Origin of the sequence: Spiroplasma endosymbiont of Polydrusus pterygomalis (assembly GCF_964030635.1) — a bacterium.
Classification (GTDB): Bacteria; Bacillota_I; Bacilli_A; order Mycoplasmatales; family Mycoplasmataceae; genus Spiroplasma.
Genome location: NZ_OZ034909.1, coordinates 1,405,757 through 1,429,314 on the forward strand (window position 1 = coordinate 1,405,757; position 23,558 = coordinate 1,429,314).

Genomic DNA, 23,558 nt, shown 5'->3' on the forward strand with positions numbered 1-23,558 from the left:
CTTAATGGCTTTATGAGTGCTAATATTTATAGTTTTTATAATGATGCTTTTTGAAGTGGTAATGCAAAAGGTAATGGTTATTTACCATTTGAAATATTTAGAGAACAAGGCAATGATAAAGTTGGTGCTATTTTTGGAGCAAATGCCACTAGTTTCGGGTTTACTACTTTATTAACTGATAAATTAGTAGGTACTGTTTTAACTAAGGATGGTAAACCAACAAATAATATAGTTTATTCAACATATAATCTAAAACAATTAAATCAAAAAACTAACCGAATTTATTTAATTAATGAACTTACAACAGCAGTTGATGCTCAAACACCAGTTAGTGATGGTGAAGAAGATAATGATTGTGAATTCTTACAAACACCAGATGGGACAAATTGTAGTTATATTATTGATATGTTTTCAATACAAGCTTTATATAAAGGTAATTTTGAAATTATCTTTTATGCTGATAACCCATATACCAATAATGAAGAAGATTATTTACGTTTATCAGTATGAAGTTTTCGTGGTAAAACAAAAAGTACATTAAATAATTATTTACGTGACATGACAACTAATTATAAAAATAGTTTCTTATTACCACATGACTATGAAATACCAACATTTAATTACCCACAATATGTATTACCACCAGTACCATATAAATATCAACCTTATACAAAAGATATCTGAGATGCTAATACAGTGCAACCATTATTAACTAAAATTATAGCAACTGCACAATGCAAAAGAACAGGTACATATATTAACTTATTTTCTAATGAAGTTAATTATGCTTATTATGAAGTAGAAATTGATTTAAAAAAAATTGACCCAACAATTCAAAGTATCAGTAAATTCCTAGATGCTTATAAAACTATTGAAATAAATAATCTAGCTAATTTACAAGTTGAATGTGGGCAACCAAATATAGAAAATTTTATACCTAATAGAGATATTAATATAATTGGTGGAAGTGAAAAATGTAGTAATAATTTATTTTCATTGGAAAATATAACTTTACAACAGAAGGGTTATTCGCAAACTGATAAAGTTAATTTTGATAATAGAATAATTTTATATACTGATAATATAACTAATGAAATTAAAACATTTGCTATTGGTTATACTAATAGATTATTACAAAAAAACTATAATGTATATGATTCAAAAAATGGTGATAGAATAAAATTTTTACTACAAATATCATTATTAGACAGACCAGATAATTCTAAAATTAAAGAAACATATTTACAAGCATATTATACTAATGATATGAAATTAAAAATTAGATTTACAAAAACTTTATTACCTTATTTATTGTTTACATTTAAAGACTTACTTACTATTTTTTTTGGTAACGATAAAAATATAACAATAGATGTTAATAATCTAAATGTATTAGGTATTAAAAATAATAGTAATAATCCTGTTGAAATAACAATGAAGCCAAGATAAACAAAAAAAAGATTTAATGAACATCTAAAATAAAGTAGACAAGTTCATAATATCTCTTTTTTCTATTTTTATTTAACTTTTATATTACCATTTTCATCATTATCTAAATTAGGCAAATTTTGTTCTTTTCCATTTCAACGATAAACTGATTTAAAATGATTACCATTATCACTTTCTTCGCTATTAGGATTAGGCCAATTCATCATAGTATATTCAATTCCTATTTTGTCTTTAAATAAATATATTTTTCTACCATTTTCATTATTTGATAATTTTTTAATTTTTCAACCATCTGAATAAAAAGTTATAAAATATCATTTATTATCAGGATTAAAAAATGGTTTTTCTTGTGGTGCAATTCATTCTAAGTTATCTCTAATTTCTTGGTTATTTGTTTTAATTTTGTTTTCTTCTTTTAATTTTGCTAATTCTTCGCGTGTATATTCTTGTGGCGTATTACAAGCAACTAAAGTTGTTGTGCTTATTCATGTTAAAGCGATTGTCCCTAAAATAGTTAATAAATTTTTTATTTTGTTATTTAAAATAAATATTGATTCCTATATATTTTAAAGGAGAGAATCAGCAACACAACTTATTATACCAAGCGCAGAACCTTTGGCAATACCAGTTAACAAACCAGTAGCAAACGCTTTCCCTGATTTTTTAACAATAATTTTTAAAGGAGAATCAATATTTTCTTTTATATTTTTTCAAGCATCAGCAGGAGCGTTTGAAAGCGTATTTTTTTTAAATGCATCAAAAATATTATCTAAACATGTTTTTGGTTTTTCTAATTTATCTAATCTTGATTTTATGTCATCTATTTCTGATTTAAGACTAATTATTTCATTATTTTGATTAATATTTATTAAATCTTGAATATAATCATGTCTTATTTGTAAAAGTCACAGTTTAAAATTTTCTTTAAAAGAATTTTCTTCGTTTAATAAATGATTTTTATTATAGTTAGGATCTTCTTTTTTATCTTTTAATTCTTTTTCTTTATTAGAAGCCCAAATATAAAACTGTTTTGCTTTTTCTACTGTTAGTGAAAATAAGGGATTTACATCAATTTCACCGACAAGGCGAATTGAATCAAATTTAATTTTTACTCAAGGACTAGTAGTTGTCTTTTCATCAACCATATGAGCAACATTTATAAATCTGATTTTATTACCATCAAAATATATATAACATCATGAATTTATATGGTGAATAGCTCCAAAAATGCTTCTTTTAGATTCATTTATAATTTCGGTTTCTGCAGATCTCAGAACATCATACTCATATTTATCGTAAATTTTTGAAGTTGAAATTTTCAATTGTTTTTTATTTTTTGTTTCACCCCACATGTATCATTCAACTTTAAAATTAATAAATTCAATTCCTGAAAATTTTTGCTTAAATTCTTCTCGATTTTTTGCATACTTAGTTCAATCAGAAACAATAACCTTATCTTCTTCACCTACATTATCTTTAACTGATCGATTATTTTTATCATCATGAATACTTTTATAATTATCATAGTTAACATTAAATTTATAAAAAAAGTTATTATTAAAAAATTCAATCTGCTCTTTTGCATAAAAATCTCTTTTATTTCTATTTAAATTTTCTAAATTTTGTTCTTGCTTTTGATAACTACTAGCAGCAATTGTTGTTGGTACAGCAGTTCCACTAATTGTTAATACACTTAATAAACTAAGTAATTTTTTCATACTTGTTTTTCTCCTTTTTTAATCTTGAAACTTTTTATCAAGTCCTACTCCCAGTATATATATATAAGCAAAATTAGTGATTATTTTAAAAACTTTTATCTTGTTAAATACTTCTTATTACGCGTGTTTTAAGGGATGAATTAGCAATGAAATAGTCATCGTACGGGGGGGAAAAAAAAGATATATGCCTTATAACTAATTGATGAACCATTGTCTGTTTGTCGCGTTGAAGTGATTGATAAAAATAAATTAATTTTGTCATTATTAGGAGAGTCAACAAAGACAGAATTGTTATAATCAATAGGAATGGCAAATTGTTTATTGAATTTGGTTATAAATTCTTTTAAGAATGTATTTGCTTCTTCAATAGTGGTTACTCCTGCGAGAATTAATTCATTTTTCAAGCGATCTTGTAGAGTGCCTCATAAACGTTCAATTCGTCCCTTTGCTTGGGGAATTGAAGTAGTTATGATTTCGACACCTAATTCATCACAGCATCGGCTGAATTGAGTAAAGGTGTCTTTTTCTTCGGTTTTATCACTACTTTTTTGGTATGTAAAGATTGTTCGTTTATCGGTATAAAATGTCATGAGAATTCCATAATTTCGTAAAATTTTATGTAAAACATTATAATAACCTTGTAATGTTTCTTGACAAGCAAAATATAATCCAACAACCGTATTTGTTGTATCATCAATTGCGTCATGTAAAAATCATTTTGGACCATTTGGTCCTAATCAATGATGTTCACTGGCATCAGCTTGTAATAGTTCGCCGAAACATTTTCGACGTTATCTTAAAGGGTGGGTTTTATCTTTTTTCTTTATTTTTTGCTTTCGAGGTGTTTTAATTTGATTTAAGGACATTAATTTGTATAAAACTGAATATGAAATGTTTATTCCTTCATTTTCGATTAATTTTTCTTTGAAATGAGTAAAATTAAAGCCAATATATTTAGTTTTATATAAATTTATAATCTTTTCACAAATTTGTGGATTTGTTTTATTGTGAGCTATCCTTCCACGAGAATGGTGAGCAAATGATTGACTATTTTGTGGATCATAAAGTTTTATAAGTTGTTCAATGCGACGAATTGATAAGTGTAAAATATTTGCAGCTCTTTGCTTTGATATTTTATTGTTAATAATTTTTTCAATTGTTTTGTATTTATGTTGTTCTTTCATTGTTATTTTTCTTTCCATTGTTATCACCATTTTTAATTTTAAATGGTTGCGAAATTTTTGCTAGATAACTATTACGAAATTATCACAAGATAAGGACATTTTTTTAAAAAAATAGTTGCATTTATTTTAAATGATGTTATTATCATACTAACAAGAGACAGAATTTGCTGCTTGAATTTACATAATACAAATTATAAAAATTCATTGGATTTAATACAAAATATTCAATAAAGTGTCCCAAATATATTTACAATTCAGGTTATATTTTTAATGCAAAGACAACTAATGATGATAAGTAATACTAATATTCTTTGGTTTAATTTGTAAAGAATAACTTAATTCTTTCATAATTGCTTCATTAATTTCAGCGGTTAAATCATTTAAATTTTCTTTTTTGATTACTTTACCACTAATATAAATATGTAATAATGAATTATCAAACATTAGACATTCAACTTTATCAACAAAATATTGGTGTGTCATATCGTGGATTGCATATAAAATAATTTTTTTAACTGTTAATAAACTGACAACAATTGTCCCCCGATGATTATTATCAACTGTTAATTCATTAAAATTATTATTCATTTTTAGTCACTCTCCTTTGTTTGTTGATGAAGATTAAGCACGGCCTGAATATTTCCCATCACTAGTTGAAACGGTAATTACTTCCCTTTCTTTAATAAACAATGGTACTTGTAATTCTAAGCCAGTTTCTAACACTGCTTTTTTCATGGCTACTGAACTCGTATTCCCTTTAACTGCTGCTTCGGCTTCGGTAATTACTAAATCCACCTTATCTGGTAAAATAATTTCTAAAACTTCACCCTCATATTTTGTAACGGAAGTCATTACTCCTTCTTTTAAAAAGTTCTTTTCTCAAACTAGCTTAGTTGAAGGAACTTCTAATTGGTCATAAGTTTGGGTATCCATAAAGATAACATTGGCCCCATCATCATATAAATATTGCATATCAACTTTATCAATAATTGCTTTCTCAACTTTATAGCCACCAGTGAAAGTAATATTTGTTGTCGCATTACTACGCAAATTTCTAACTTTTGTTTTAACATGCGCTTGGCCACGCCCTGATTTTGAATGTTGTGCTTCAATTACAACATAAATGCTGTCCTCATATTGAAACGTTAATCCGGGACGGAAATCGTTTACACTAATCATCATCTTCTTCCTTTTCTATTTTTCTTGTTTTAATTATATCTTAATTTTAACCAGAAAATTACTTTAATTTTGTAGAAAACTCTTGATAAAATGCCAAATTGTAAAGTTAAGTGCAACTAAATTATTTTTCTAACCAAATATTCGATTGGCGAAAGATAATTTAGTATTTTTCTTGGTCTTTGGTTTAAAGACAATATAAATTTATGAACTGCATTTTTAGTAGTATTTGAAAAATTAAATTTTTTAGGAAATTTTTCTCTAATTAAACCATTAGTATTTTCATTAGTACCTCTTTGTCAGGGTGAATATGCATTAGCAAAATAAATTTTCACATTTAAATTTTTTTCAAGTTGTTGTCAATTAGCAAATTCTTTACCACGATCAAATGTTATAGTCTTAACAAGATTATTTGGAAGAATTGATAAATAATGGCTAATATTTTCGTTAATAACTTTAGTAGTTCTATTTTCAACTAATATTGCTAAAGTAAATCTTGATGTTCTTTCAACTAAAGTTATTAAACATGATTTACTTTTACCTCGTGATGATACTACGGTATCACCTTCTCAATGATCAAGAGTTACGCGATTATTAACATTAGCATTTCGTTCTTTAATTGATTTACCATTAAATTTACCCCGATTTTCTTGATATTTTCGTTTCTTACCTTTTCTTCTTAAATTTTTATTAGTAACTTTTTCAAGTAATCCAGAATAAATTCAATTGTAAATTGTTTTAAAACTAATAATTCATTCTTTATGAAAATTTTTAATTCTGCCATAAATTTGTTCGGGTGATCAACCTAATAATAATTTTTGTTGTACATATTTTACTAATTCTCTATTTTTAAACTTATGAAAATAAATATGTGATTGTTTTATATTTTCTGCTTTATTTTGTGCAATTAATGAAAAATAATGATTATTATCTTTATTTCTATTAACTTCTCGAATAATAGTACTAATACTTCGATTAATATTTTTAGATATTTCACTAATTTTTATTTTAAACTTCAATTGATTCTCAATATAAATTCTTTCATCTATGCCAAGATGTTTATATCCCATATAAAAACTCCTTGCTTTATTTTTTCTAAAATAAACTTAGCATCATAAAATTTTTATATGAGATTTTTTGCAATTTTATTTACTTGCACTTACAAGTATAATTCAGCAAAATAAAAAAATCATCAATATAACAATTTTAAAACGAATTTGATGGAAGATTATTATTGTTCTTTAACTTTTTTAGATGTTAAAATATAATACCGTTGCTTGTTGGTTTGGTGTTAAATCTTTGTGTTGGTATTTTCATTTTCAGAGATTTAAATAATTTTGAATGTTAGTAAAACCTAAACCATGATAATGAATTAAGGCTTCTTTAAGACTTGCTTGTAATTTAATAATTTTATTTAATTTTCGATAACTGGCATCAGGATTTGTCCTAGTTTTAGTGGCATATAAAGTAGAACTTGTTTGTTTTGCTACTAATAAATATAATGATTGCATATCAGAAATAATAATGGAATTTTTGTTAATTAATTTTGTATTCATATTTTCAATAATTCACTGTTTTTGTAATCGTTTGGTGTTAGTGGAAAATGGATCAAGATGAGTTTTTCGTTTATCAAATTTATCTTTAAAATTACCTTTATGGATTTCTTTAATAAATGTTTCATCGATTTGTATTTGGCCATTTAATTTTTTAAATTTTAATTGAGTATTTTTTAATTGTTTTGATTGCATTAATTTTTGACGATTGGATTGGCAACCCTTTTTAGGACACTTTTTATATGGACTGTTGTTTTCTAAATTCAACAGGTGTTAAATAATTTAAACTACCGTGAATTCGAATATTGTTATATCAATGCACAAAGTCAAATAATTTGTATTTTAATTGGGTTAATTGGGTTAAATTTATAAATTTTTGCCCCTTGATAAATTCCGTTTTAAAACTTTTGTAAGTTGTTTCAGCCACAGCATTATCGTATGGACAGCCTTTATTGCTTAATGATCGTTTGATGTTAAAAGTATTTAAGATATTATCAATGATTTTATTTTTAAATTCATTACCCCGGTCAGTATGAAATAACGTAATTTGATTTAATGGTCTTGTAATTGAATAAAAGGCTTCTTGTCCTAGTTGGGCTGTTTTGTTTGTCCCGGCACTATAGCCAATTATTTCACGATTAAACAAGTCAATTAATAAACAAATATAATGTCATTTAGCACCAACTTGAACATATGTTAAATCACTAACAACAACTTCATTTGGTTGTTTATTATTAAATTAACGGTTTAAAACGTTGCTAATTTCGTCGTTATTAACCATTGACTTATGATTACGATATTTTAATTTGGTGTATTTAGATAATAACTAATTTTTAATCATAATTTGGCGAATTTTTCTTCGCGATAAGATAATATCTTTTCTGGTTAAAATAGCTTTAATTTTACGAGCTCCATAAATTTTTCGACTAGCATTAAATGCACTGATAACTTCTTGTTCATAATTATTAAAATCAACCGTAGCGTATTTATTAATTTGATAGTAATATGTTGATTTTGCTATCTTTAATATTTGACCCATTTTTCGCACGGAATATTTTTCTTTATTATTGTTAATAATTTCTATTTTTTACCAATTATCAGTGCCACTTGCTTTAAAATGTCGTTTTCCATTCGTAATTGGATTAATTCTTTCCGCAAGGCAATCAAGTTCATTTTCTTCAACAGTGCGGTTATCTTTTGCTTTAAAAGATCCAGAATTATTTAATTTTTCAATTCACTGATATACGGCTGATTTTGACATCCCATATTCCTTAAAAATTTCAAGAATGGTTTTACCATTTTGATAAAGTAAAACAATTTTTTTAAATTCATCGGTATATTAATTTCTTCCCATTTTTATATTCCTATTTTCTTCATAATTATATTTTATTTGAAAGTCCACATAAATATATTAGACTGCACCCTGTTTAGTAAGTATTAATAAAAAGGTTTACAAACTTTCATTTATTATATCTTTTTCTTTTTGGTTTGAATATCATTTATTTCATTTTTTAACATCATTAATATATTCATTATGAGATTTATAATTTTTATTATGGATTGTTCCTTTTTTAAGTAATGAATGAAAACTTTCAATAATAATGTTGTCTGCACAATGATAATTTTTACCCATTGAAATTATAATTTTGTTGTCTAAACATTTACTATCATAATCTTTAGATATATATTGATATCCGTGATCTGAATGAATTATTGGATTGCGTTGCCAAAGTTGGGGAAAATAAAAAAGAAATTTTTCAGTATAATTAAGTTTGAAAAAAATTAGAAAGAAAACTATCCTATGAATATTATAACTAGAATCCAAGAGTTTTTAAACGAAAATAATAACTCTTTTATTGATTTAATTAATGAAATTAGCCCCAATATCCCTATTACAGCACTATTATCCTATTTAAACAATGAAATTAGTTCTGAAGCTTGAATACTATTTAAAAATATTTTTGAATATATTGATAACTATATTTTTAATAAGGACTGACGCAAAGCACGTTATATTCCAAAAGGATTTTATCAACGAACTTTGGTTTTTCGTAATGGTGAAGTTACTTTTAAACGAGGAAAATATATCTTAAAACCAGAATTTCAAGGGGCAAAAAAACCAAAAACGGTCTTTTTACTTGATATTCAATTAGGGATTGAAAGTTATCAGCGACTTGATTATGATTTTTCGTTAGAAATAATCAGCAAATTAGGCATAAATTTTAGTTATCAAGATATTTGTAATATGTATCGGAATGCTAACATAACAAAAAAACAATTTTTAACCTTATTAAACGGTTTGATATTAAACATTTGTTAGAACTAATGCTAGATGAACCAGATACAAAACTAAAACATGATGGGGTTATTTATATTGAAACCGATGAAGCATATCGCAATGCCATTAGTTATCAAATCAAAAAACGATTAAAAATTAAGAAAAGAATCCGTTTAACCGTCTTTCATACTGGTTATAAAGATCCTAAAACAATACGAAAAACAATGCATAATGTCAAATTTCTAGTAACAATGACTAATGAAGTTAAAAAAATTAACTCTAAAAAATACTGACAAGGAATTAAAGAATTTATTAACTTAAATTATGAATCACCCGAGACAGCTAAAATTATTGTGCTTGGTGATGGTGCACAATATATTTCAACGGTTGAAAAACACATCAATGTTGAATTTATCATTGATCGTTTCCATGTTATTAAAAAAATTAAAGATTGTCTCCGTGGTCCACGATATTATAAACGTTATTTATTTAATAGCTGAATTATACTTGTAAGTGCAAGTATAATTCAGATTTTTAATTAATTCTGCTTCTTTTTTAACTTTTTTATAAAATTCTAAAAATTGATCATTTGTTAAACTATTTATTAATTCTGCAAGTATTTTTTCCATCAATTATTTACCTCTCTTTATATTAAAAATATACCTAATTTTAGATATATTTTATAAATATCAAGATTTTTCGACAAAATTAAAGGATTAATATCTATTTTTATTAACAAAGTTACAACATCATAACCCACGTTCTGTTTTTATTTTCTTAAAATAAAATACTAGTTATTTATCTATCAATCATTAAATTGATCCTCTTGTTTCTTCTGCTTAAAAAAAAGAAGTTCCCTTACCAAAATTTAGGTTTCTCGCTTGTGGGGTTTACCCGTTCCATTTTTTAAATTTCTTTAAAAACTCGTTTCTGTGGCACTTTTATAGAAAAAACTCCATATTATTTAATAATAACGTAGGATTTTTTTCAGCCGTCATAAGTTACCCTTATGCCTAATTTTATGAATTAAATTAGCACAAACACTACAATCATCACAGACTGTGCGAGCGTGGAGTTTCCTCTATTAACAAAATGTTAATAGCAACTAGCTCTGTTATAACTCATAATTATTATACTATATCTTCGCTGTAGAAACCACACACTGGCATGATATAACTCCTTTCATAAATTAAAAAATTGAAATTTGCAAACTCGCTCCGCTCGTTGTCGCTTTGCTCCATTAAAAACATTATTGAATAAATTATCCGCTAATAAATTACGCGAAATAATTTATTCTTTTACTTTTTAATTTCAATATCATTTGCAATTTTATTGACAGTATTAATAACAATATCTTTACCGTACTCTTTAACTAACGACCGCAAAATTAAATATTGCTTTTTTTGCATAATTTAAACTCCTTATTTAAAATATTAATAAAATCAATTTTTTAAAAATGTAAATACCAAAAGTACAAAATGTATATGGTTTCTACAATATTTTATAAACATCAAGAGTTTTCGACAAAATTAAATATTAAAAATAAAAAAATTCATAACTAATTATGAATTTTTTTATTTTTAATACACTTATTGTCTTTGTTGAAAAGGATTTAAAATTAGTGTGATTTAAGCATTAATTTACTTTTAACACGAGCGGCTTTATTAGCATGATAAATTCTTTTAGTAACTGCTTTGTCAACTAAACTAATTGCAGTATTAACTAATTCTGGTGTGTTTGTTTCTTGAGCGTTAATTGCAATTTCAGCTTTTTTAATTGCTGTTTTTACTGATGATTTAAAAGATTTATTTGCTAAATTAGCTTTTGCATTAGTTTTAACTCTTTTAATTTGTGATTTAATATTAGCCATTTTTTATCTCCTTTCGTCTTTTAAGACACAAAGGAATTATAGCAAATAGATAAAATAGTGTAAAGAAGAATGCACCCCGTTTGTCCTTATCTTGTGATAATTTCGTAATAGTTATCTAGCAAAAATTTCGCAACCATTTAAAATTAAAAATGGTGATAACATTGGAAAGAAAAATAACAATGAAAGAACAACATAAATACAAAACAATTGAAAAAATTATTAACAATAAAATATCAAAGCAAAGAGATGCAAATATTTTACACTTATCAATTCGTCGCATTGAACAACTTATAAAACTTTATGATCCACAAAATAGTCAATCATTTGCTCACCATTCTCGTGGAAGGATAGCTCACAATAAAACAAATCCACAAATTTGTGAAAAGATTATAAATTTATATAAAACTAAATATATTGGCTTTAATTTTACTCATTTCAAAGAAAAATTAATCGAAAATGAAGGAATAAACATTTCATATTCAGTTTTATACAAATTAATGTCCTTAAATCAAATTAAAACACCTCGAAAGCAAAAAATAAAGAAAAAAGATAAAACCCACCCTTTAAGAGAACGTCGAAAATGTTTCGGCGAACTATTACAAGCTGATGCCAGTGAACATCATTGATTAGGACCAAATGGTCCAAAATGATTTTTACATGGCGCAATTGATGATACAACAAATACGGTTGTTGGATTATATTTTGCTTATCAAGAAACATTACAAGGTTATTATAATGTTTTACATCAAATTTTACGAAATTATGGAATTCCCATGACATTTTATACCGATAAACGAACAATCTTTACATACCAAAAAAGTAGTGATAAAACCGAAGAAAAAGACACCTTTACTCAATTCAGCCGATGCTGTGATGAATTAAGTGTCGAAATCATAACTACTTCAATTCCCCAAGCAAAGGGACGAATTTAACGTTTATGAAGCACTCTACAAGATCGCTTGAAAAATGAATTAATTCTCGCAGGAGTAACCACTATTGAAGAAGCAAATACATTCTTAAAAGAATTTATAACCAAATTCAATAAACAATTTGCCATTCCTATTGATTATAACAATTCTGTCTTTGTTGACTCTCCTAATAATGACAAAATTTTTAGACTGCACCCCGTTTAGTAAATATTAATAAAAAGGTTTACAAACTTTTATTTATTATATCTTTTTCTTTTTGGTTTGAATATCATTTATTTCATTTTTTAACATCATTAATATATTCATTATGAGATTTATAATTTTTATTATGGATTGTTCCTTTTTTAAGTAATGAATGAAAAATTTCAATAATAATGTTGTCTGCACAATGATAATTTTTACCCATTGAAATTATAATTTTGTTATCTAAACATTTACTATTATAATCTTTAGATGTATATTGATATCCGTGATCTGAATGAATTATTGTTTTATTTAGATCTTTTTTTATTTTTTTAATTTTATTAATTGCAGCATTTAAATTATCAATTACAAGTTTGTTATTATTAAATTTTGATCATTTTACATCAATAATTTCTTTAGTATATCCATCAAGTATTGTTGATTGATAATGTTTTTTACCATTTCAAATTAAATAAGTTACATCAGTAAATAAAATTGAAAATCTTTCTTTAATATCATTAAAATTACGATTTACTAAATCAGGATATTTAATTATATTTTTATTTCTATTTTGTTTTATTAATATTTTTCTACGCATACGCTTTACATATTCAGCTTGAATATTATTTTCTTTCATAATTCGTAATACTTTCTTAGCATTATAAACAATGCCATAATCTTCTTTTAAATATTTGGTAATTCGACGATAACCAAATTGTTTCAAATTTTCTTCATAGACTTTTACAATATTCTTTAATGATTCGCTATCCTTACCATTACTTGAATAATTTTTATATTTATCTCAATAACTACGCTTTAAATTTGTTACATCAAGTAATAAATTTAGTGGATATTTATTAATGTTTTCTTTGATAAAAAATACAATTTTTCTTTTATTTAATTGTAAAAGTCATGAAGCTTTTTTAGTAATTCATACCTAACTTTGTAATAGTTTAAATCTCTTTTTTCAAATGATTCTTTTGGACCTTTATTGGTGTTTAAAATTCCTTTCTTAAAATTTTCATACCATGAAGCAACAGTTTTTTTATTAATTGCATATTTTTTTGCAATAAAACTTATACTATTATTTTTAACCTCTTGTCCTATCCTTTTTCGAAAATCTGCTGTATATTTATTAAATTTTTGTCCTTTTCTTGCCATATAAAAATGCACCTCCTTTAAAAGTTTAGCAAAGACTTTTTTTCTTTACTTACTTTTTTGGGTGCAGTCTATTTACTAGTAGTAGGTCAAGTATACTCTTTAACTCAATCTTTTTCATTTGTTTTTTCTGGATTTCCAGTTGTTGTCACTAAATTTTTATTTGTTTAATCCTGAATTGTTTGATTTTCATTGGCAAGTAAGGCTACTTGCACATAAGTTGAATCATAACTAGTTGAATAATCATTATAAAAAGCTTATAATATTTCTTTTTGTTTAATTTTCTTACTACTATCAAGAGGATCTGTCGTATCACTTTTCGCCTTGGCAATTAAGTTATCTTTTTGCCCTTGTAACCCAGCGGCAACTTGTTCATCACTTCATTTTGTCCCTTTCCCAGTTGTTACACTATTATCTTTTGTTAAATTTATTCCATGTAAAAAAGGATTAAGGACATTATTAACTAAGCCCATTTGGCCTCCTTGTAAACTATAATCAAAAGGAACATCAGTTTCATCTTTTCCTGACTTAGTGGCATCGTCTATTCCATTTGTTGATTTATTATTTGCTGTTGGAGCATGACTAAATTTTTGATTCCCATTATATATAAAAACAGAAACTGGATTCCCTTGTGGGGTTTCACTACATGCAACAAGCGATGATACTGATGTTAAACATAACACTGATGCTGTAAAAATTGATAGTAACTTACGCATTATAAACCTCTTTTATAAAACACTAATTTAATAATTATTCTTTTCACTGAGTAATATATTAGACTTCTTGCGATACCTGATTATTTATGCTTAAAAAGCAATTAAAATTTTTAAAAATGCTTATTTTAAAGTTTAATTTAATTTTTTTTATTTGTAATTTTTTTTATTTTTGTTAATATCGCAAGAAGTATATTATCTTAAATTTATGTATTTTGCAAACCAAAATCAGCAAACGATCCATGTTTTTTTACAAACAATAATTCAACGTTACCAGTTGGTCCATTTCGATGCTTTGATAAAATTAATTGTGCTTTTTCAGTTTCTGGCCCTGCTAATTCTAACTTATCTGAATCATGGACAGTATAATATTCTTCTCGAAATAAAAACATAATAATATCGGCATCTTGTTCAATTGCCCCTGAATCACGTAAATCAGACATAATTGGTCTTTTATCTTCTCGTTTTTCAACTAACCGTGATAATTGTGATAAACAAATAATTGGTACTTCTAACTCACGTGCTAAAGCTTTAAGTTGTCGTGAAATTGTGGAAACTTCTTGTTGCCGTGAATCACCAAAATGCGTTCCGGTGCTTAATAATTGTAAGTAATCAATCACAACTAAGCCAACTTCATTTTCCCGGCATAATTTTCGTAACTTTGATTGCAACTCAATAACTTTTAAACCAGGCGTATCATTAATAAATAACTTTGTCTGTTTTAAAAAATCTGCCGCCTTGGTAATATTTTCTCAATCCCGACTTTGTAAACCTTTTCCTGTTCGAACTTTAACCGAATCTACCGTTGAATAACTCCCTAACATTCTTTGAATTAATTGTTCCGCTGGCATCTCAACAGAAAAAATTGCAACAGCTTTCTTTGATTGAGAAGCTGATTTAACAGCAAAATTTAATGCTAAAGCAGTTTTCCCCATTGATGGTCGCGCTGCTAAAATAATAAAATCCCCTTTTTGAAATCCCGAAGTCATCCGGTCTAAATCACGAAAACCACTTGGACTTCCTGTTAACATTTCCCCGGAATTTTCCAATAATTCAATTTTGTGTAACACTTTGTCCACTTCATCATAAGATGTTTTAAATAAATTGCCTTTCCGTTCTTTTTTAACATCTAAAATTTCTTTTTCGGCCTGACTAACAACTTCATCAATTGGTTGATGAGCATCAATGTACCGGTTAATCTTATTAACAACTGCTTTTAAACGCCGTGATGTTGTATTTGTAATAATAATATCTAAATACTCTGATAAATTAGCATCCGTTGTATATGACTGAAATAAATCCGTTAAAAATTCAATTCCGCCAATTTTATTTAAAATATTATTTTTTAACATATAATTACTCAATGTTGTAACATTAATCGCAACCTTTGCTAAAAATTGTTCTTGTAAAGCTTTAAAAATCACTTTATAATTCATCACAGTAAAATCATCTTCGTTTAAAATCGAAAAGACTTCTTCAGCAGCATTAATTGAATGGGCAATAATTGCTAAAACATTTTTTTCGGCATCATTAATAACATTAATTTTATTTATCTCAGTTTTATTTATTTCTATTTTATTTAAAGTTTCCATCAATTAACTCTCCTTTTTTTCAATCATTACTTTTAATGTTGCGATAATATTTGGAGCTAATTTAATTTTTAAATAATGCAGACCAAAACTTGTCAAATTATTATTATCAATAAATTTCTTTTTATCAACTTTTAAATTAAATTCTTTTGCTAAACGATCTTCAATTTGTGTTAAAGAAACGCTTCCAAATGTTTTGTTATCATGTACTTTTAATTTAAAATTTAATGTTAATTGTTCTAAGGCAGTTTTTAATTCCTCTAAAGTTGCTTTTGTCGCTGCTGCTTGAGCTGCTTGTTGCGATAACACGACATTTAACTTCGCCAAATTAGTCGGAGTTGTTGGAATGGCAAATCCCTCTTTAATTAAGTAATTTTTAGCATAGCCATCAGAAACTTCAATCACGTCGTTGACTTTGCCTTTATCTTTAACATCTTTCACTAAAATAACTTTCATCCTAATCACCTACTACAAATTATAACGGAAAAACTTCGCAAAATAATTATAATTGATTGCGTTGCCAAAGTTGGGGAAAATAAAAAAGAATTTTATGATAATATGTAAATATATCACGGAGGGATTATGAAACGTTGAAATTATCGAATTTGATACAAAGATTATTTTTGATATTATAAAGTAATAATTGCTATCTTAGCTTTTGCTTTTTTAACTTATGGGTTTTTATATGGATATTTTTAAAGAATTTCTTTAATTTTGTCGAAAACTCTTGATATTTATAAAATATATCTAAAATTAGGTATATTTTTAATATAAAGAGAGGTAAATAATTGATGGAAAAAATACTTGCAGAATTAATAAATAGTTTAACAGATGATCAATTTTTAGAATTTTATGAAAAAGTTAAAAAAGAAGCAGAATTAATCAAAAAACAAAAACGCTTAAATGAAATTGATCAAAAATTTAGAGATAAAGGTATTAAATGCCCTAATTGCAAATCTTATCATTGTGTTAAAAATGGCCATAATCCCGAAGGAAAACAAAAATATTTATACAAAAAATGTCGAGCTAGTTTTGATGCTTTTCGTCATCATTTTACTTATTGAAGTCATTTAAATTATGAACAATTAAATTTATTAATTCAAATTTCATTGCTAGGACAATCTAGTAAAGTAATTTCCCGTTTTATTAAAACAACACCCAAAACAGCTTGATATAATCGCCAAAAATTAATGCAATCAAAACAATTAGAAAATACTCAATTAAAATTTAAAAAATTAAATGGCCAAATACAAATCGATGAAACATTTATTAAAGAAATCCATAAAGGTAATTTTAAAGATAAATTTGATAAACGAAAAAATCATCTTGATCCATTTTCCACTAACACTAAATGTTGTATTCAAATGGCAGTTGATACTAATAATAATATTTTTGTTCAATCCACTAATACCAAACGATTACAAAAACAGTGAATTATTGAAAATATGAATACAAAATTAATTAACAAAAATTCCATTATTATTTCTGATATGCAACCATTATATTTATTAGTAGCAAAACAAACAAATTCTACTTTATATGCCACTAAAACTAGGACAAATCCTGATGCCAGTTATCGAAAATTAAATAAAATTATTAAATTACAAGCAAGTCTTAAAGAAGCCTTAATTCATTATCATGGTTTAGGTTTTACTAACATTCAAAATTATTTAAATCTCTGAAAATGAAAATACCAACACAAAGATTTAACACCAAACCAACAAGCAACGATATTATATTTTAACATCTAAAAAAGTTAAAGAACAATAATAATCTTCCATCAAATTCGTTTTCAAATTGTCATATTGATGATTTTTTTGACTTTATCAAGAGTTTTCTACAAAATTAAAATAGAATTACCAAATATTTAAAAGAAGATTATGGCATTGTTTATAATGCTAAGAAAGTATTACGAATTATGAAAGAAAATAATATTCAAGCTGAATATGTAAAGCGTATGCGTAGAAAAATATTAATAAAACAAAATAGAAATAAAAATATAATTAAATATCCTGATTTAGTAAATCGTAATTTTAATGATATTAAAGAAAGATTTTCAATTTTATTTACTGATGTAACTTATTTAATTTGAAATGGTAAAAAACATTATCAATCAACAATACTTGATGGATATACTAAAGAAATTATTGATGTAAAATGATCAAAATTTAATAATAACAAACTTGTAATTGATAATTTAAATGCTGCAATTAATAAAATTAAAAAAATAAAAAAAGATCTAAATAAAACAATAATTCATTCAGATCACGGATATCAATATACATCTAAAGATTATAATAGTAAATGTTTAGATAACAAAATTATAATTTCAATGGGTAAAAATTATCATTGTGCAGACAACATTATTATTGAAAGTTTTCATTCATTACTTAAAAAAGGAACAATCCATAATAAAAATTATAAATCTCATAATGAATATATTAATGATGTTAAAAAATGAAATAAATGATATTCAAACCAAAAAGAAAAATATATAATAAATGAAAGTTTGTAAACCTTTTTATTAATACTTACTAAACGGGGTACAGTCTACTTGTATTAGGCTATTTTTAATTTCAATTTTATTATTTTGAAGTACTTTTTCTAAATTAATAATATTAACTCTAATTCGATTTACTTCATCTTTAAAATCTTTTATTAATTCTAATGGTTCTCTAAAAACAAAATCAATTTTACTAATAGCACTGGGTATATCTTTTAAATGTATATCTTGATAACCATTTAATGCATAATGATTAAGATGACGATAGATAAAATCTGTTAATTCTTTACCGTGATTATCAATTCAATTTTTAATCGGTAATGCTTTTAAACTTAATTCTTTAAAATCATTACCTTTTAAATAAAATGGATAGGTAATATTTTTAATTTGATTATTTAACTTTAAATCTGCCATAATTAAATTTCCTCCAAATTCATATCCATAATTAAATTATCAATATATTCATAGGCACTTTCTTCTGAACAACATTCTTCTAATGCGATATTAAATAAATCTTCTTCGCTATAAACATAACCACTTTCATCTTTTCACATATTATTCATAATTTATCACTTCGTAGTCTGCTTCTTCATCTTCTAAATAATCATCTATTAAACCTTTAACCTCATCAATTTCATATCATTTTAAATTTAAATCAAAATCTTTTGGCAATGAAATATTACCTACATGTCGCTCTTCATTACCAAATTTAAGATATAAATTTAATTCTCAACTCATATCATAGTCACTATCAATTTGTGCATAAATAATATCTTTATTACTAATTTTTAATGCGTTATTATTAATTAATTTTTCATTTAAGTAATCACTAATACAATATGACATTTTCTTATTCCTCCTAATTATTTTTATTGTTTAATGCTCAATGTTCATCCGTAATATCTTCTTGCGATACTGAATAACTTTTAAGCATTAATTCATTCAATTTATTTTCTTTATTGCATTCTTTATGAAAACAAAAACCTCAATATCTTTGTTTAAGACAAATTTTATTTAACTTTTTCATGTAAACCTCCTAAATTATTTGATTGATTTTTTTATCAATTTGTAATATTTTTCAACCATCTGTTGCTAAATCTAAAATATCGTTAATTTTGTAATGTTGCATATAAGAAGCAATAACATCTCATTTATCTTCACATAAATTTAAGTACATTTTTGCTCATTCTAAACACTGTAAATCATAATGATTTTTATGATGAGAAATACGACAATTAACAGGTTGACAATTCACTCAATCAAATGATGTTGTTATTTCACTTCAAGTTTTATTAATATACAAACTTTTATATTCCATTATATTTCCTCCTATTTTTAATTCGCTGGCACTCACTCCCAAGTGAAAGTGCCAAAGCGAGAATTAGTTATATAAGTATTTATCTATTTATTTACTACGCCATCCGCTTCACTGGGGGTGAGCGGTGGCGATAATATATTTAATATTTGTTTATTATTAGATAATAGACAGTTGTTTTTATGAGGTAAAGCCAGAGAATTCTCTCTCTTCATCCGCACTATTTCAAGTCAAAACGTTCAGTTTTTAAAATAAATTCACTTGCACCTTGAAGAGCCTGGTGCTGGCGTTGTGGTTTGTAGAACCGCTGCCATCCTCGATGGGACAATATCTATCGCAAATTTATTTATAATCTATTTTTATTGTCGTTCGATGTTGACCTTGCACTTATCACGACTATCGCTTAGTTTAAATATAACCAGCGCCGATTTACATGTTTCCTCATACACTATTTCAGTACTTGCCTCGGCTGGCTGTGGGAATGAGCTTAAACTCATGTTCTTATGGAAGCACTTAGTTATTTAAAATAACCGTCCCACACTGCATTAAGTTGTTTTATAAAATCAAAGTTTAAAAGAACCAGTTTCTCAATCAAAGATAATTTTTGAATTTTCTAATTTTTTATAAAACCGCGTTTGTTTTTTATCTTTTGTACGATTTAATAAATCTTTATGTTTTTCACAAGTTCATAAAACTTTATTTGATAAAAATTCTTCGGTAATTAATGATATTTCTTTATAGCAATTATCAACATCACAGATTGTTTGTTGCGTATTAATTTCCATTACTTACTCCTTCCTTTAATATTAAGTTTTTTTATTTATTAGCCAAATTAATTAACTAAAACAGAGAAAGGACAACACCTTAAAATTGGAGAAAAAAAGGTACACTTTGTAAAAATTTCTAAGATATTTAATAAATGTGTAATACAACTTTTTCGTTAACTTAAAGTTGCGATAAAAAGTTTCTATTTTAAGAATTTAAGATGCTGCCCTTTCTCTGAATTAATTAATAATTATGGGTTTACAAATAAAAAAACAACCCTTTTTATTTAACAAGAGTTGTTTTTTGCCGGTTCATCGTACATGATACATTTATAGAAATTTGTAAAAATTACATTTTAATAAAACCCAATAAAATCAATGTTTTATTAAAATATCAAGAGTTTTCTACAAAATTAAAGTAATTTTTTATTTATTTCTAATTAAATTATTTCTTGTTAAAATAAATAAGAAAATTGGGAAAATTAAAATAAATCAAATGTAAACAAAGAACTTTCCTCAAAAAGTAGTTTTTGAGGAAAGTTCCGCATTATTAACCGTTGGATTATATCCCATTGTTATTACTCCTTTCAGAACTTACTTATTATTATATAAGAAAAAAAGATAAAAAGCTGGGTTGGAAACCCTTTTTAGGACACTTTTTATATGGACTGTTGTTTTCTAAATTCAACAGGTGTTAAATAATTTAAACTACCGTGAATTCGAATATTGTTATATCAATGCACAAAGTCAAATAATTTGTATTTTAATTGGGTTAAATTTATAAATTTTTGCCCCTTGATAAATTCCGTTTTAAAACTTTTGTAAGTTGTTTCAGCCACAGCATTATCAGAAGGACAGCCTTTATTGCTTAATGATCGTTTGATGTTAAAAGTATTTAAGATATTATCAATGATTTTATTTTTAAATTCATTACCCCGGTCAGTGTGAAATAACGTAATTTGATTTAATGGTCTTGTAATTGAATAAAAGGCTTTTTGTCCTAGTTGGGCTGTTTTGTTTGTCCCGGCACTATAGCCAATTATTTCACGATTAAACAAGTCAATTAATAAACAAATATAATGTCATTTAGCACCAACTTGAACATATGTTAAATCACTAACAACAACTTCATTTGGTTGTTTATTATTAAATTCACGGTTTAAAACGTTGCTAATTTCGTCGTTATTAACCATTGACTTATGATTACAATATTTTAATTTGGTGTATTTAGATACTAACTGATTTTTAATCATAATTTGGCGAATTTTTCTTCGCGATAAGATAATATCTTTTCTGGTTAAAATAGCTTTAATTTTACGAGCTCCATAAATTTTGCGACTATCATTAAATGCGCTGATAACTTCTTGTTCATAATTATTAACATCAACCGTAGCGTTTTTATTAATTTGATAGTAATATGTTGATTTTGCTATCTTTAATATTTGACCCATTTTTCGCACGGAATATTTTTCTTTATCATTGTTAATAATTTCTATTTTTTGCCAATTATCAGTGCCGCTTGCTTTAAAATGTCGTTTTCCATTCGTAATTGGATTAATTCTTTCCGCAAGGCAATCAAGTTCATTTTCTTCAACAGTGCGGTTATCTTTTGCTTTAAAAGATCCAGAATTATTTAATTTTTCAATTCACTGATATACGACTGATTTTGACACCCCATATTCCTTAAAAATTTCAAGAATGGTTTTACCATTTTGATAAAGTAAAACAATTTGTTTTTTAAATTCATCGGTGTATGAATTTCTTCCCATTTTTATATTCCTACTTTCTTCATAATTATATTTTATTTGAAAGTCCACATAAATATGGTCCAACTTATTGGAACCTATCCAACAAGATTAATTATCACTAATAAAAAAATAACTCCAAAAAGAGTTATTTTTTCCAAATGTTATTATTTGATAATTGAAACAACTGTTCCAGCTCCGATGGTACGACCACCTTCACGAATTGAGAATTTTGTTCCTTCCTCAATCGCAACTGATGCAATTAATTCAACTGTCATTTCAACATTATCCCCTGGCATTACCATTTCAACACCACTTGGTAATTTAATTGACCCAGTAACATCCGTAGTACGGAAATAAAATTGTGGACGGTAGTTTCCGAAGAATGGCGTATGACGTCCTCCTTCTTCTTTTGTTAAGACATAAACTTGTGCTTTAAATTCTGTATGTGGTTTAACTGAACCTGGTTTTGCAATAACTTGCCCACGTTCAACATCATTACGGTCTACTCCTCGTAATAATATCCCAACATTATCGCCAGCTTTAGCGTCATCTAATAATTTTCTAAACATTTCTAAACCTGTTGCAACAACTTTTTTAGTTTCACTTTTTAATCCAATAATTTCAACTTCTTCATTAACTTTAACAACCCCACGTTCAACACGTCCTGTTGCAACTGTTCCACGTCCTGTAATTGTGAAAACATCTTCAACTGGCATCATGAATGGTTTTTCTGTATCTCTTTCTGGTTCTGGAATTCATTCATCAATTGCAGACATTAATTTCATGATTTCTTTTTCTCATTTTGCATCACCTTCAAGTGCTTTTAAAGCTGATCCTCTAATAACTGGTGTTTTTTCTCCATCAAAGCCATATTCGCTTAATAGATCTCTAACTTCCATTTCGATTAAATCCATTATTTCAGTATCGCCATCCATCATGTCGCATTTGTTTAAGAACACAACCATTTTTGGAACCCCAACTTGGCGTGATAATAAGATATGTTCTCTTGTTTGAGGCATTGGTCCGTCTGTTGCTGCAACAACTAAAATAGCCCCATCCATTTGAGCAGCACCAGTAATCATGTTTTTAACATAATCGGCATGCCCTGGACAGTCAATGTGTGCATAGTGTCTTTTTTCAGTACGATACTCAACGTGTGAAGTATTAATTGTAATTCCACGTTCTTTTTCTTCAGGAGCTTTATCAATATTATCATATTTTTGGGCTTCTGCGAATCCTTTTTTGGCTAATACCGTTGTAATAGCCGCTGTTAAAGTAGTTTTCCCATGGTCAACGTGTCCAATTGTTCCAACGTTAACGTGTGGTAAACTTCTATCAAATTTTTGTTTTGCCATTTTAATCTTTTCCTCCTATATTTTAATTAATAGACAAATGTCATAACCATTTTAAATTAATTTTATTTGCTTT

31 protein-coding genes, 1 other RNA gene and 1 pseudogene are annotated in these 23,558 nt (G+C 26.2%); 7 read left to right on the forward strand and 26 right to left on the reverse strand.

Annotated elements, in window-relative coordinates; all coding sequences use genetic code 4:
- Positions 1 to 12 precede the first annotated feature (12 nt).
- Positions 13 to 1,449 carry a hypothetical protein gene (locus tag ACQH23_RS09095; RefSeq protein WP_425378092.1) on the forward strand — a complete coding sequence of 479 codons (1,437 nt, stop codon included), beginning with the start codon at positions 13 to 15 and terminating at the stop codon, positions 1,447 to 1,449.
- Positions 1,450 to 1,517: 68 nt separating this feature from the next.
- Here the strand turns inward: ACQH23_RS09095 and ACQH23_RS09100 are convergent, their stop codons facing one another.
- From ACQH23_RS09100 to ACQH23_RS09145, 10 genes and pseudogenes are all read right to left on the reverse strand, one after another.
- Complete coding sequence (locus ACQH23_RS09100) at positions 1,518 to 1,655, reverse strand: hypothetical protein (RefSeq protein WP_425378093.1); 138 nt, start codon at positions 1,653 to 1,655, stop codon at positions 1,518 to 1,520.
- Between the two features lie 360 nt (positions 1,656 to 2,015).
- On the reverse strand, positions 2,016 to 3,167 hold the full coding sequence (locus ACQH23_RS09105; RefSeq protein ID WP_425378094.1) for a hypothetical protein: 1,152 nt from the start codon (positions 3,165 to 3,167) through the stop codon (positions 2,016 to 2,018).
- Between the two features lie 140 nt (positions 3,168 to 3,307).
- Complete coding sequence (locus tag ACQH23_RS09110; RefSeq protein WP_425378095.1) at positions 3,308 to 3,757, reverse strand: hypothetical protein; 450 nt, start codon at positions 3,755 to 3,757, stop codon at positions 3,308 to 3,310.
- Positions 3,758 to 3,958: 201 nt separating this feature from the next.
- Positions 3,959 to 4,351, reverse strand: a complete 393-nt coding sequence (locus tag ACQH23_RS09115; protein ID WP_425378096.1) for a hypothetical protein — start codon at positions 4,349 to 4,351, stop codon at positions 3,959 to 3,961.
- Positions 4,352 to 4,633: 282 nt separating this feature from the next.
- A complete protein-coding gene (locus tag ACQH23_RS09120) occupies positions 4,634 to 4,939 on the reverse strand; it encodes an MMB_0454 family protein (protein WP_425378097.1) in 306 nt (101 codons plus the stop codon).
- Positions 4,940 to 4,972: 33 nt separating this feature from the next.
- Entirely contained in the window at positions 4,973 to 5,530 is a 558-nt protein-coding gene (gene efp, locus ACQH23_RS09125; protein ID WP_425379335.1) for an elongation factor P, read from the reverse strand.
- A 116-nt stretch (positions 5,531 to 5,646) separates the two neighbouring features.
- Positions 5,647 to 6,597, reverse strand: a complete 951-nt coding sequence (locus ACQH23_RS09130) for an IS30 family transposase (protein WP_425378098.1) — start codon at positions 6,595 to 6,597, stop codon at positions 5,647 to 5,649.
- Between the two features lie 180 nt (positions 6,598 to 6,777).
- A complete protein-coding gene (locus tag ACQH23_RS09135) occupies positions 6,778 to 7,275 on the reverse strand; it encodes a hypothetical protein (protein ID WP_425378099.1) in 498 nt (165 codons plus the stop codon).
- Between the two features lie 43 nt (positions 7,276 to 7,318).
- Positions 7,319 to 8,398 (reverse strand): annotated as a pseudogene (locus tag ACQH23_RS09140) (IS3 family transposase).
- A gap of 132 nt (positions 8,399 to 8,530) precedes the next feature.
- Positions 8,531 to 8,905 carry a hypothetical protein gene (locus ACQH23_RS09145; protein ID WP_425378100.1) on the reverse strand — a complete coding sequence of 125 codons (375 nt, stop codon included), beginning with the start codon at positions 8,903 to 8,905 and terminating at the stop codon, positions 8,531 to 8,533.
- On the opposite strand from ACQH23_RS09145, the gene ACQH23_RS09150 reads away from it, so the two are divergent.
- Positions 8,882 to 9,400 (forward strand): hypothetical protein, encoded by a 519-nt coding sequence (locus tag ACQH23_RS09150; protein WP_425377771.1) that lies wholly within the window; start codon positions 8,882 to 8,884, stop codon positions 9,398 to 9,400. The two genes, ACQH23_RS09145 and ACQH23_RS09150, sit on opposite strands and share 24 nt — an antisense overlap.
- Before the next feature lie 5 nt (positions 9,401 to 9,405).
- Entirely contained in the window at positions 9,406 to 9,900 is a 495-nt protein-coding gene (locus ACQH23_RS09155; protein ID WP_425378101.1) for a UPF0236 family transposase-like protein, read from the forward strand.
- Between the two features lie 205 nt (positions 9,901 to 10,105).
- On the opposite strand, the gene rnpB is transcribed toward ACQH23_RS09155, so the two are convergent.
- Positions 10,106 to 10,475, reverse strand: an RNA gene (gene rnpB, locus ACQH23_RS09160) — RNase P RNA component class B.
- A 501-nt stretch (positions 10,476 to 10,976) separates the two neighbouring features.
- Positions 10,977 to 11,228, reverse strand: a complete 252-nt coding sequence (gene rpsT / locus ACQH23_RS09165; RefSeq protein ID WP_425378102.1) for a 30S ribosomal protein S20 — start codon at positions 11,226 to 11,228, stop codon at positions 10,977 to 10,979.
- Between the two features lie 179 nt (positions 11,229 to 11,407).
- Here rpsT and ACQH23_RS09170 point away from each other — a divergent pair, with 179 nt between their 5' ends.
- Together ACQH23_RS09170 and ACQH23_RS09175 are read left to right on the forward strand one after the other, a co-directional pair.
- Positions 11,408 to 12,160 (forward strand): ISNCY family transposase, encoded by a 753-nt coding sequence (locus tag ACQH23_RS09170; protein WP_425378103.1) that lies wholly within the window; start codon positions 11,408 to 11,410, stop codon positions 12,158 to 12,160.
- 27 nt (positions 12,161 to 12,187) lie between these two features.
- The gene (locus tag ACQH23_RS09175) at positions 12,188 to 12,361 is read left to right on the forward strand and encodes a hypothetical protein (protein ID WP_425378104.1); all 174 of its coding nucleotides are present in this window, start codon (positions 12,188 to 12,190) and stop codon (positions 12,359 to 12,361) included.
- Positions 12,362 to 12,380: 19 nt separating this feature from the next.
- Here the strand turns inward: ACQH23_RS09175 and ACQH23_RS09180 are convergent, their stop codons facing one another.
- The 5 genes from ACQH23_RS09180 to rplI form a co-directional block, all read right to left on the reverse strand.
- Positions 12,381 to 13,064: a DDE-type integrase/transposase/recombinase gene (locus ACQH23_RS09180; RefSeq protein WP_425378105.1), complete on the reverse strand. Its 684-nt coding sequence runs from the start codon at positions 13,062 to 13,064 to the stop codon at positions 12,381 to 12,383.
- Positions 13,065 to 13,237: 173 nt separating this feature from the next.
- Complete coding sequence (locus tag ACQH23_RS09185) at positions 13,238 to 13,501, reverse strand: hypothetical protein (protein WP_425377654.1); 264 nt, start codon at positions 13,499 to 13,501, stop codon at positions 13,238 to 13,240.
- A 254-nt stretch (positions 13,502 to 13,755) separates the two neighbouring features.
- The gene (locus ACQH23_RS09190) at positions 13,756 to 14,214 is read right to left on the reverse strand and encodes a hypothetical protein (protein ID WP_425378106.1); all 459 of its coding nucleotides are present in this window, start codon (positions 14,212 to 14,214) and stop codon (positions 13,756 to 13,758) included.
- Between the two features lie 203 nt (positions 14,215 to 14,417).
- A complete protein-coding gene (gene dnaB / locus ACQH23_RS09195) occupies positions 14,418 to 15,803 on the reverse strand; it encodes a replicative DNA helicase (protein WP_425378107.1) in 1,386 nt (461 codons plus the stop codon).
- Positions 15,804 to 15,806: 3 nt separating this feature from the next.
- Positions 15,807 to 16,256 carry a 50S ribosomal protein L9 gene (gene rplI, locus ACQH23_RS09200; protein WP_425378108.1) on the reverse strand — a complete coding sequence of 150 codons (450 nt, stop codon included), beginning with the start codon at positions 16,254 to 16,256 and terminating at the stop codon, positions 15,807 to 15,809.
- A gap of 335 nt (positions 16,257 to 16,591) precedes the next feature.
- Between rplI and ACQH23_RS09205 the strand changes: the two genes are divergently transcribed.
- Together ACQH23_RS09205 and ACQH23_RS09210 are read left to right on the forward strand one after the other, a co-directional pair.
- A complete protein-coding gene (locus tag ACQH23_RS09205; RefSeq protein WP_425378109.1) occupies positions 16,592 to 17,551 on the forward strand; it encodes a transposase in 960 nt (319 codons plus the stop codon).
- 167 nt (positions 17,552 to 17,718) lie between these two features.
- Positions 17,719 to 18,315 carry a DDE-type integrase/transposase/recombinase gene (locus tag ACQH23_RS09210; protein ID WP_425378110.1) on the forward strand — a complete coding sequence of 199 codons (597 nt, stop codon included), beginning with the start codon at positions 17,719 to 17,721 and terminating at the stop codon, positions 18,313 to 18,315.
- A 9-nt stretch (positions 18,316 to 18,324) separates the two neighbouring features.
- On the opposite strand, the gene ACQH23_RS09215 is transcribed toward ACQH23_RS09210, so the two are convergent.
- From ACQH23_RS09215 to tuf, 9 genes are all read right to left on the reverse strand, one after another.
- Positions 18,325 to 18,717 carry a hypothetical protein gene (locus ACQH23_RS09215; RefSeq protein WP_425378111.1) on the reverse strand — a complete coding sequence of 131 codons (393 nt, stop codon included), beginning with the start codon at positions 18,715 to 18,717 and terminating at the stop codon, positions 18,325 to 18,327.
- Between the two features lie 2 nt (positions 18,718 to 18,719).
- Positions 18,720 to 18,866: a hypothetical protein gene (locus ACQH23_RS09220; RefSeq protein ID WP_425378112.1), complete on the reverse strand. Its 147-nt coding sequence runs from the start codon at positions 18,864 to 18,866 to the stop codon at positions 18,720 to 18,722.
- Positions 18,859 to 19,149 (reverse strand): hypothetical protein, encoded by a 291-nt coding sequence (locus ACQH23_RS09225; protein ID WP_425378113.1) that lies wholly within the window; start codon positions 19,147 to 19,149, stop codon positions 18,859 to 18,861. The genes ACQH23_RS09220 and ACQH23_RS09225 overlap by 8 nt, the downstream gene beginning before the upstream one ends.
- A gap of 13 nt (positions 19,150 to 19,162) precedes the next feature.
- On the reverse strand, positions 19,163 to 19,330 hold the full coding sequence (locus tag ACQH23_RS09230; RefSeq protein WP_425378114.1) for a hypothetical protein: 168 nt from the start codon (positions 19,328 to 19,330) through the stop codon (positions 19,163 to 19,165).
- 9 nt (positions 19,331 to 19,339) lie between these two features.
- Complete coding sequence (locus tag ACQH23_RS09235; protein ID WP_425378115.1) at positions 19,340 to 19,657, reverse strand: hypothetical protein; 318 nt, start codon at positions 19,655 to 19,657, stop codon at positions 19,340 to 19,342.
- Between the two features lie 506 nt (positions 19,658 to 20,163).
- A complete protein-coding gene (locus ACQH23_RS09240) occupies positions 20,164 to 20,403 on the reverse strand; it encodes a hypothetical protein (RefSeq protein ID WP_425378116.1) in 240 nt (79 codons plus the stop codon).
- A gap of 405 nt (positions 20,404 to 20,808) precedes the next feature.
- Positions 20,809 to 20,955 carry a hypothetical protein gene (locus ACQH23_RS09245; protein WP_425378117.1) on the reverse strand — a complete coding sequence of 49 codons (147 nt, stop codon included), beginning with the start codon at positions 20,953 to 20,955 and terminating at the stop codon, positions 20,809 to 20,811.
- Positions 20,956 to 21,041: 86 nt separating this feature from the next.
- Complete coding sequence (locus tag ACQH23_RS09250) at positions 21,042 to 22,151, reverse strand: IS3 family transposase (protein WP_425378118.1); 1,110 nt, start codon at positions 22,149 to 22,151, stop codon at positions 21,042 to 21,044.
- Positions 22,152 to 22,294: 143 nt separating this feature from the next.
- Positions 22,295 to 23,485, reverse strand: coding sequence for an elongation factor Tu (gene tuf, locus ACQH23_RS09255; protein ID WP_425378119.1), 1,191 nt, complete (start codon positions 23,483 to 23,485; stop codon positions 22,295 to 22,297).
- Positions 23,486 to 23,558 lie beyond the last annotated feature (73 nt).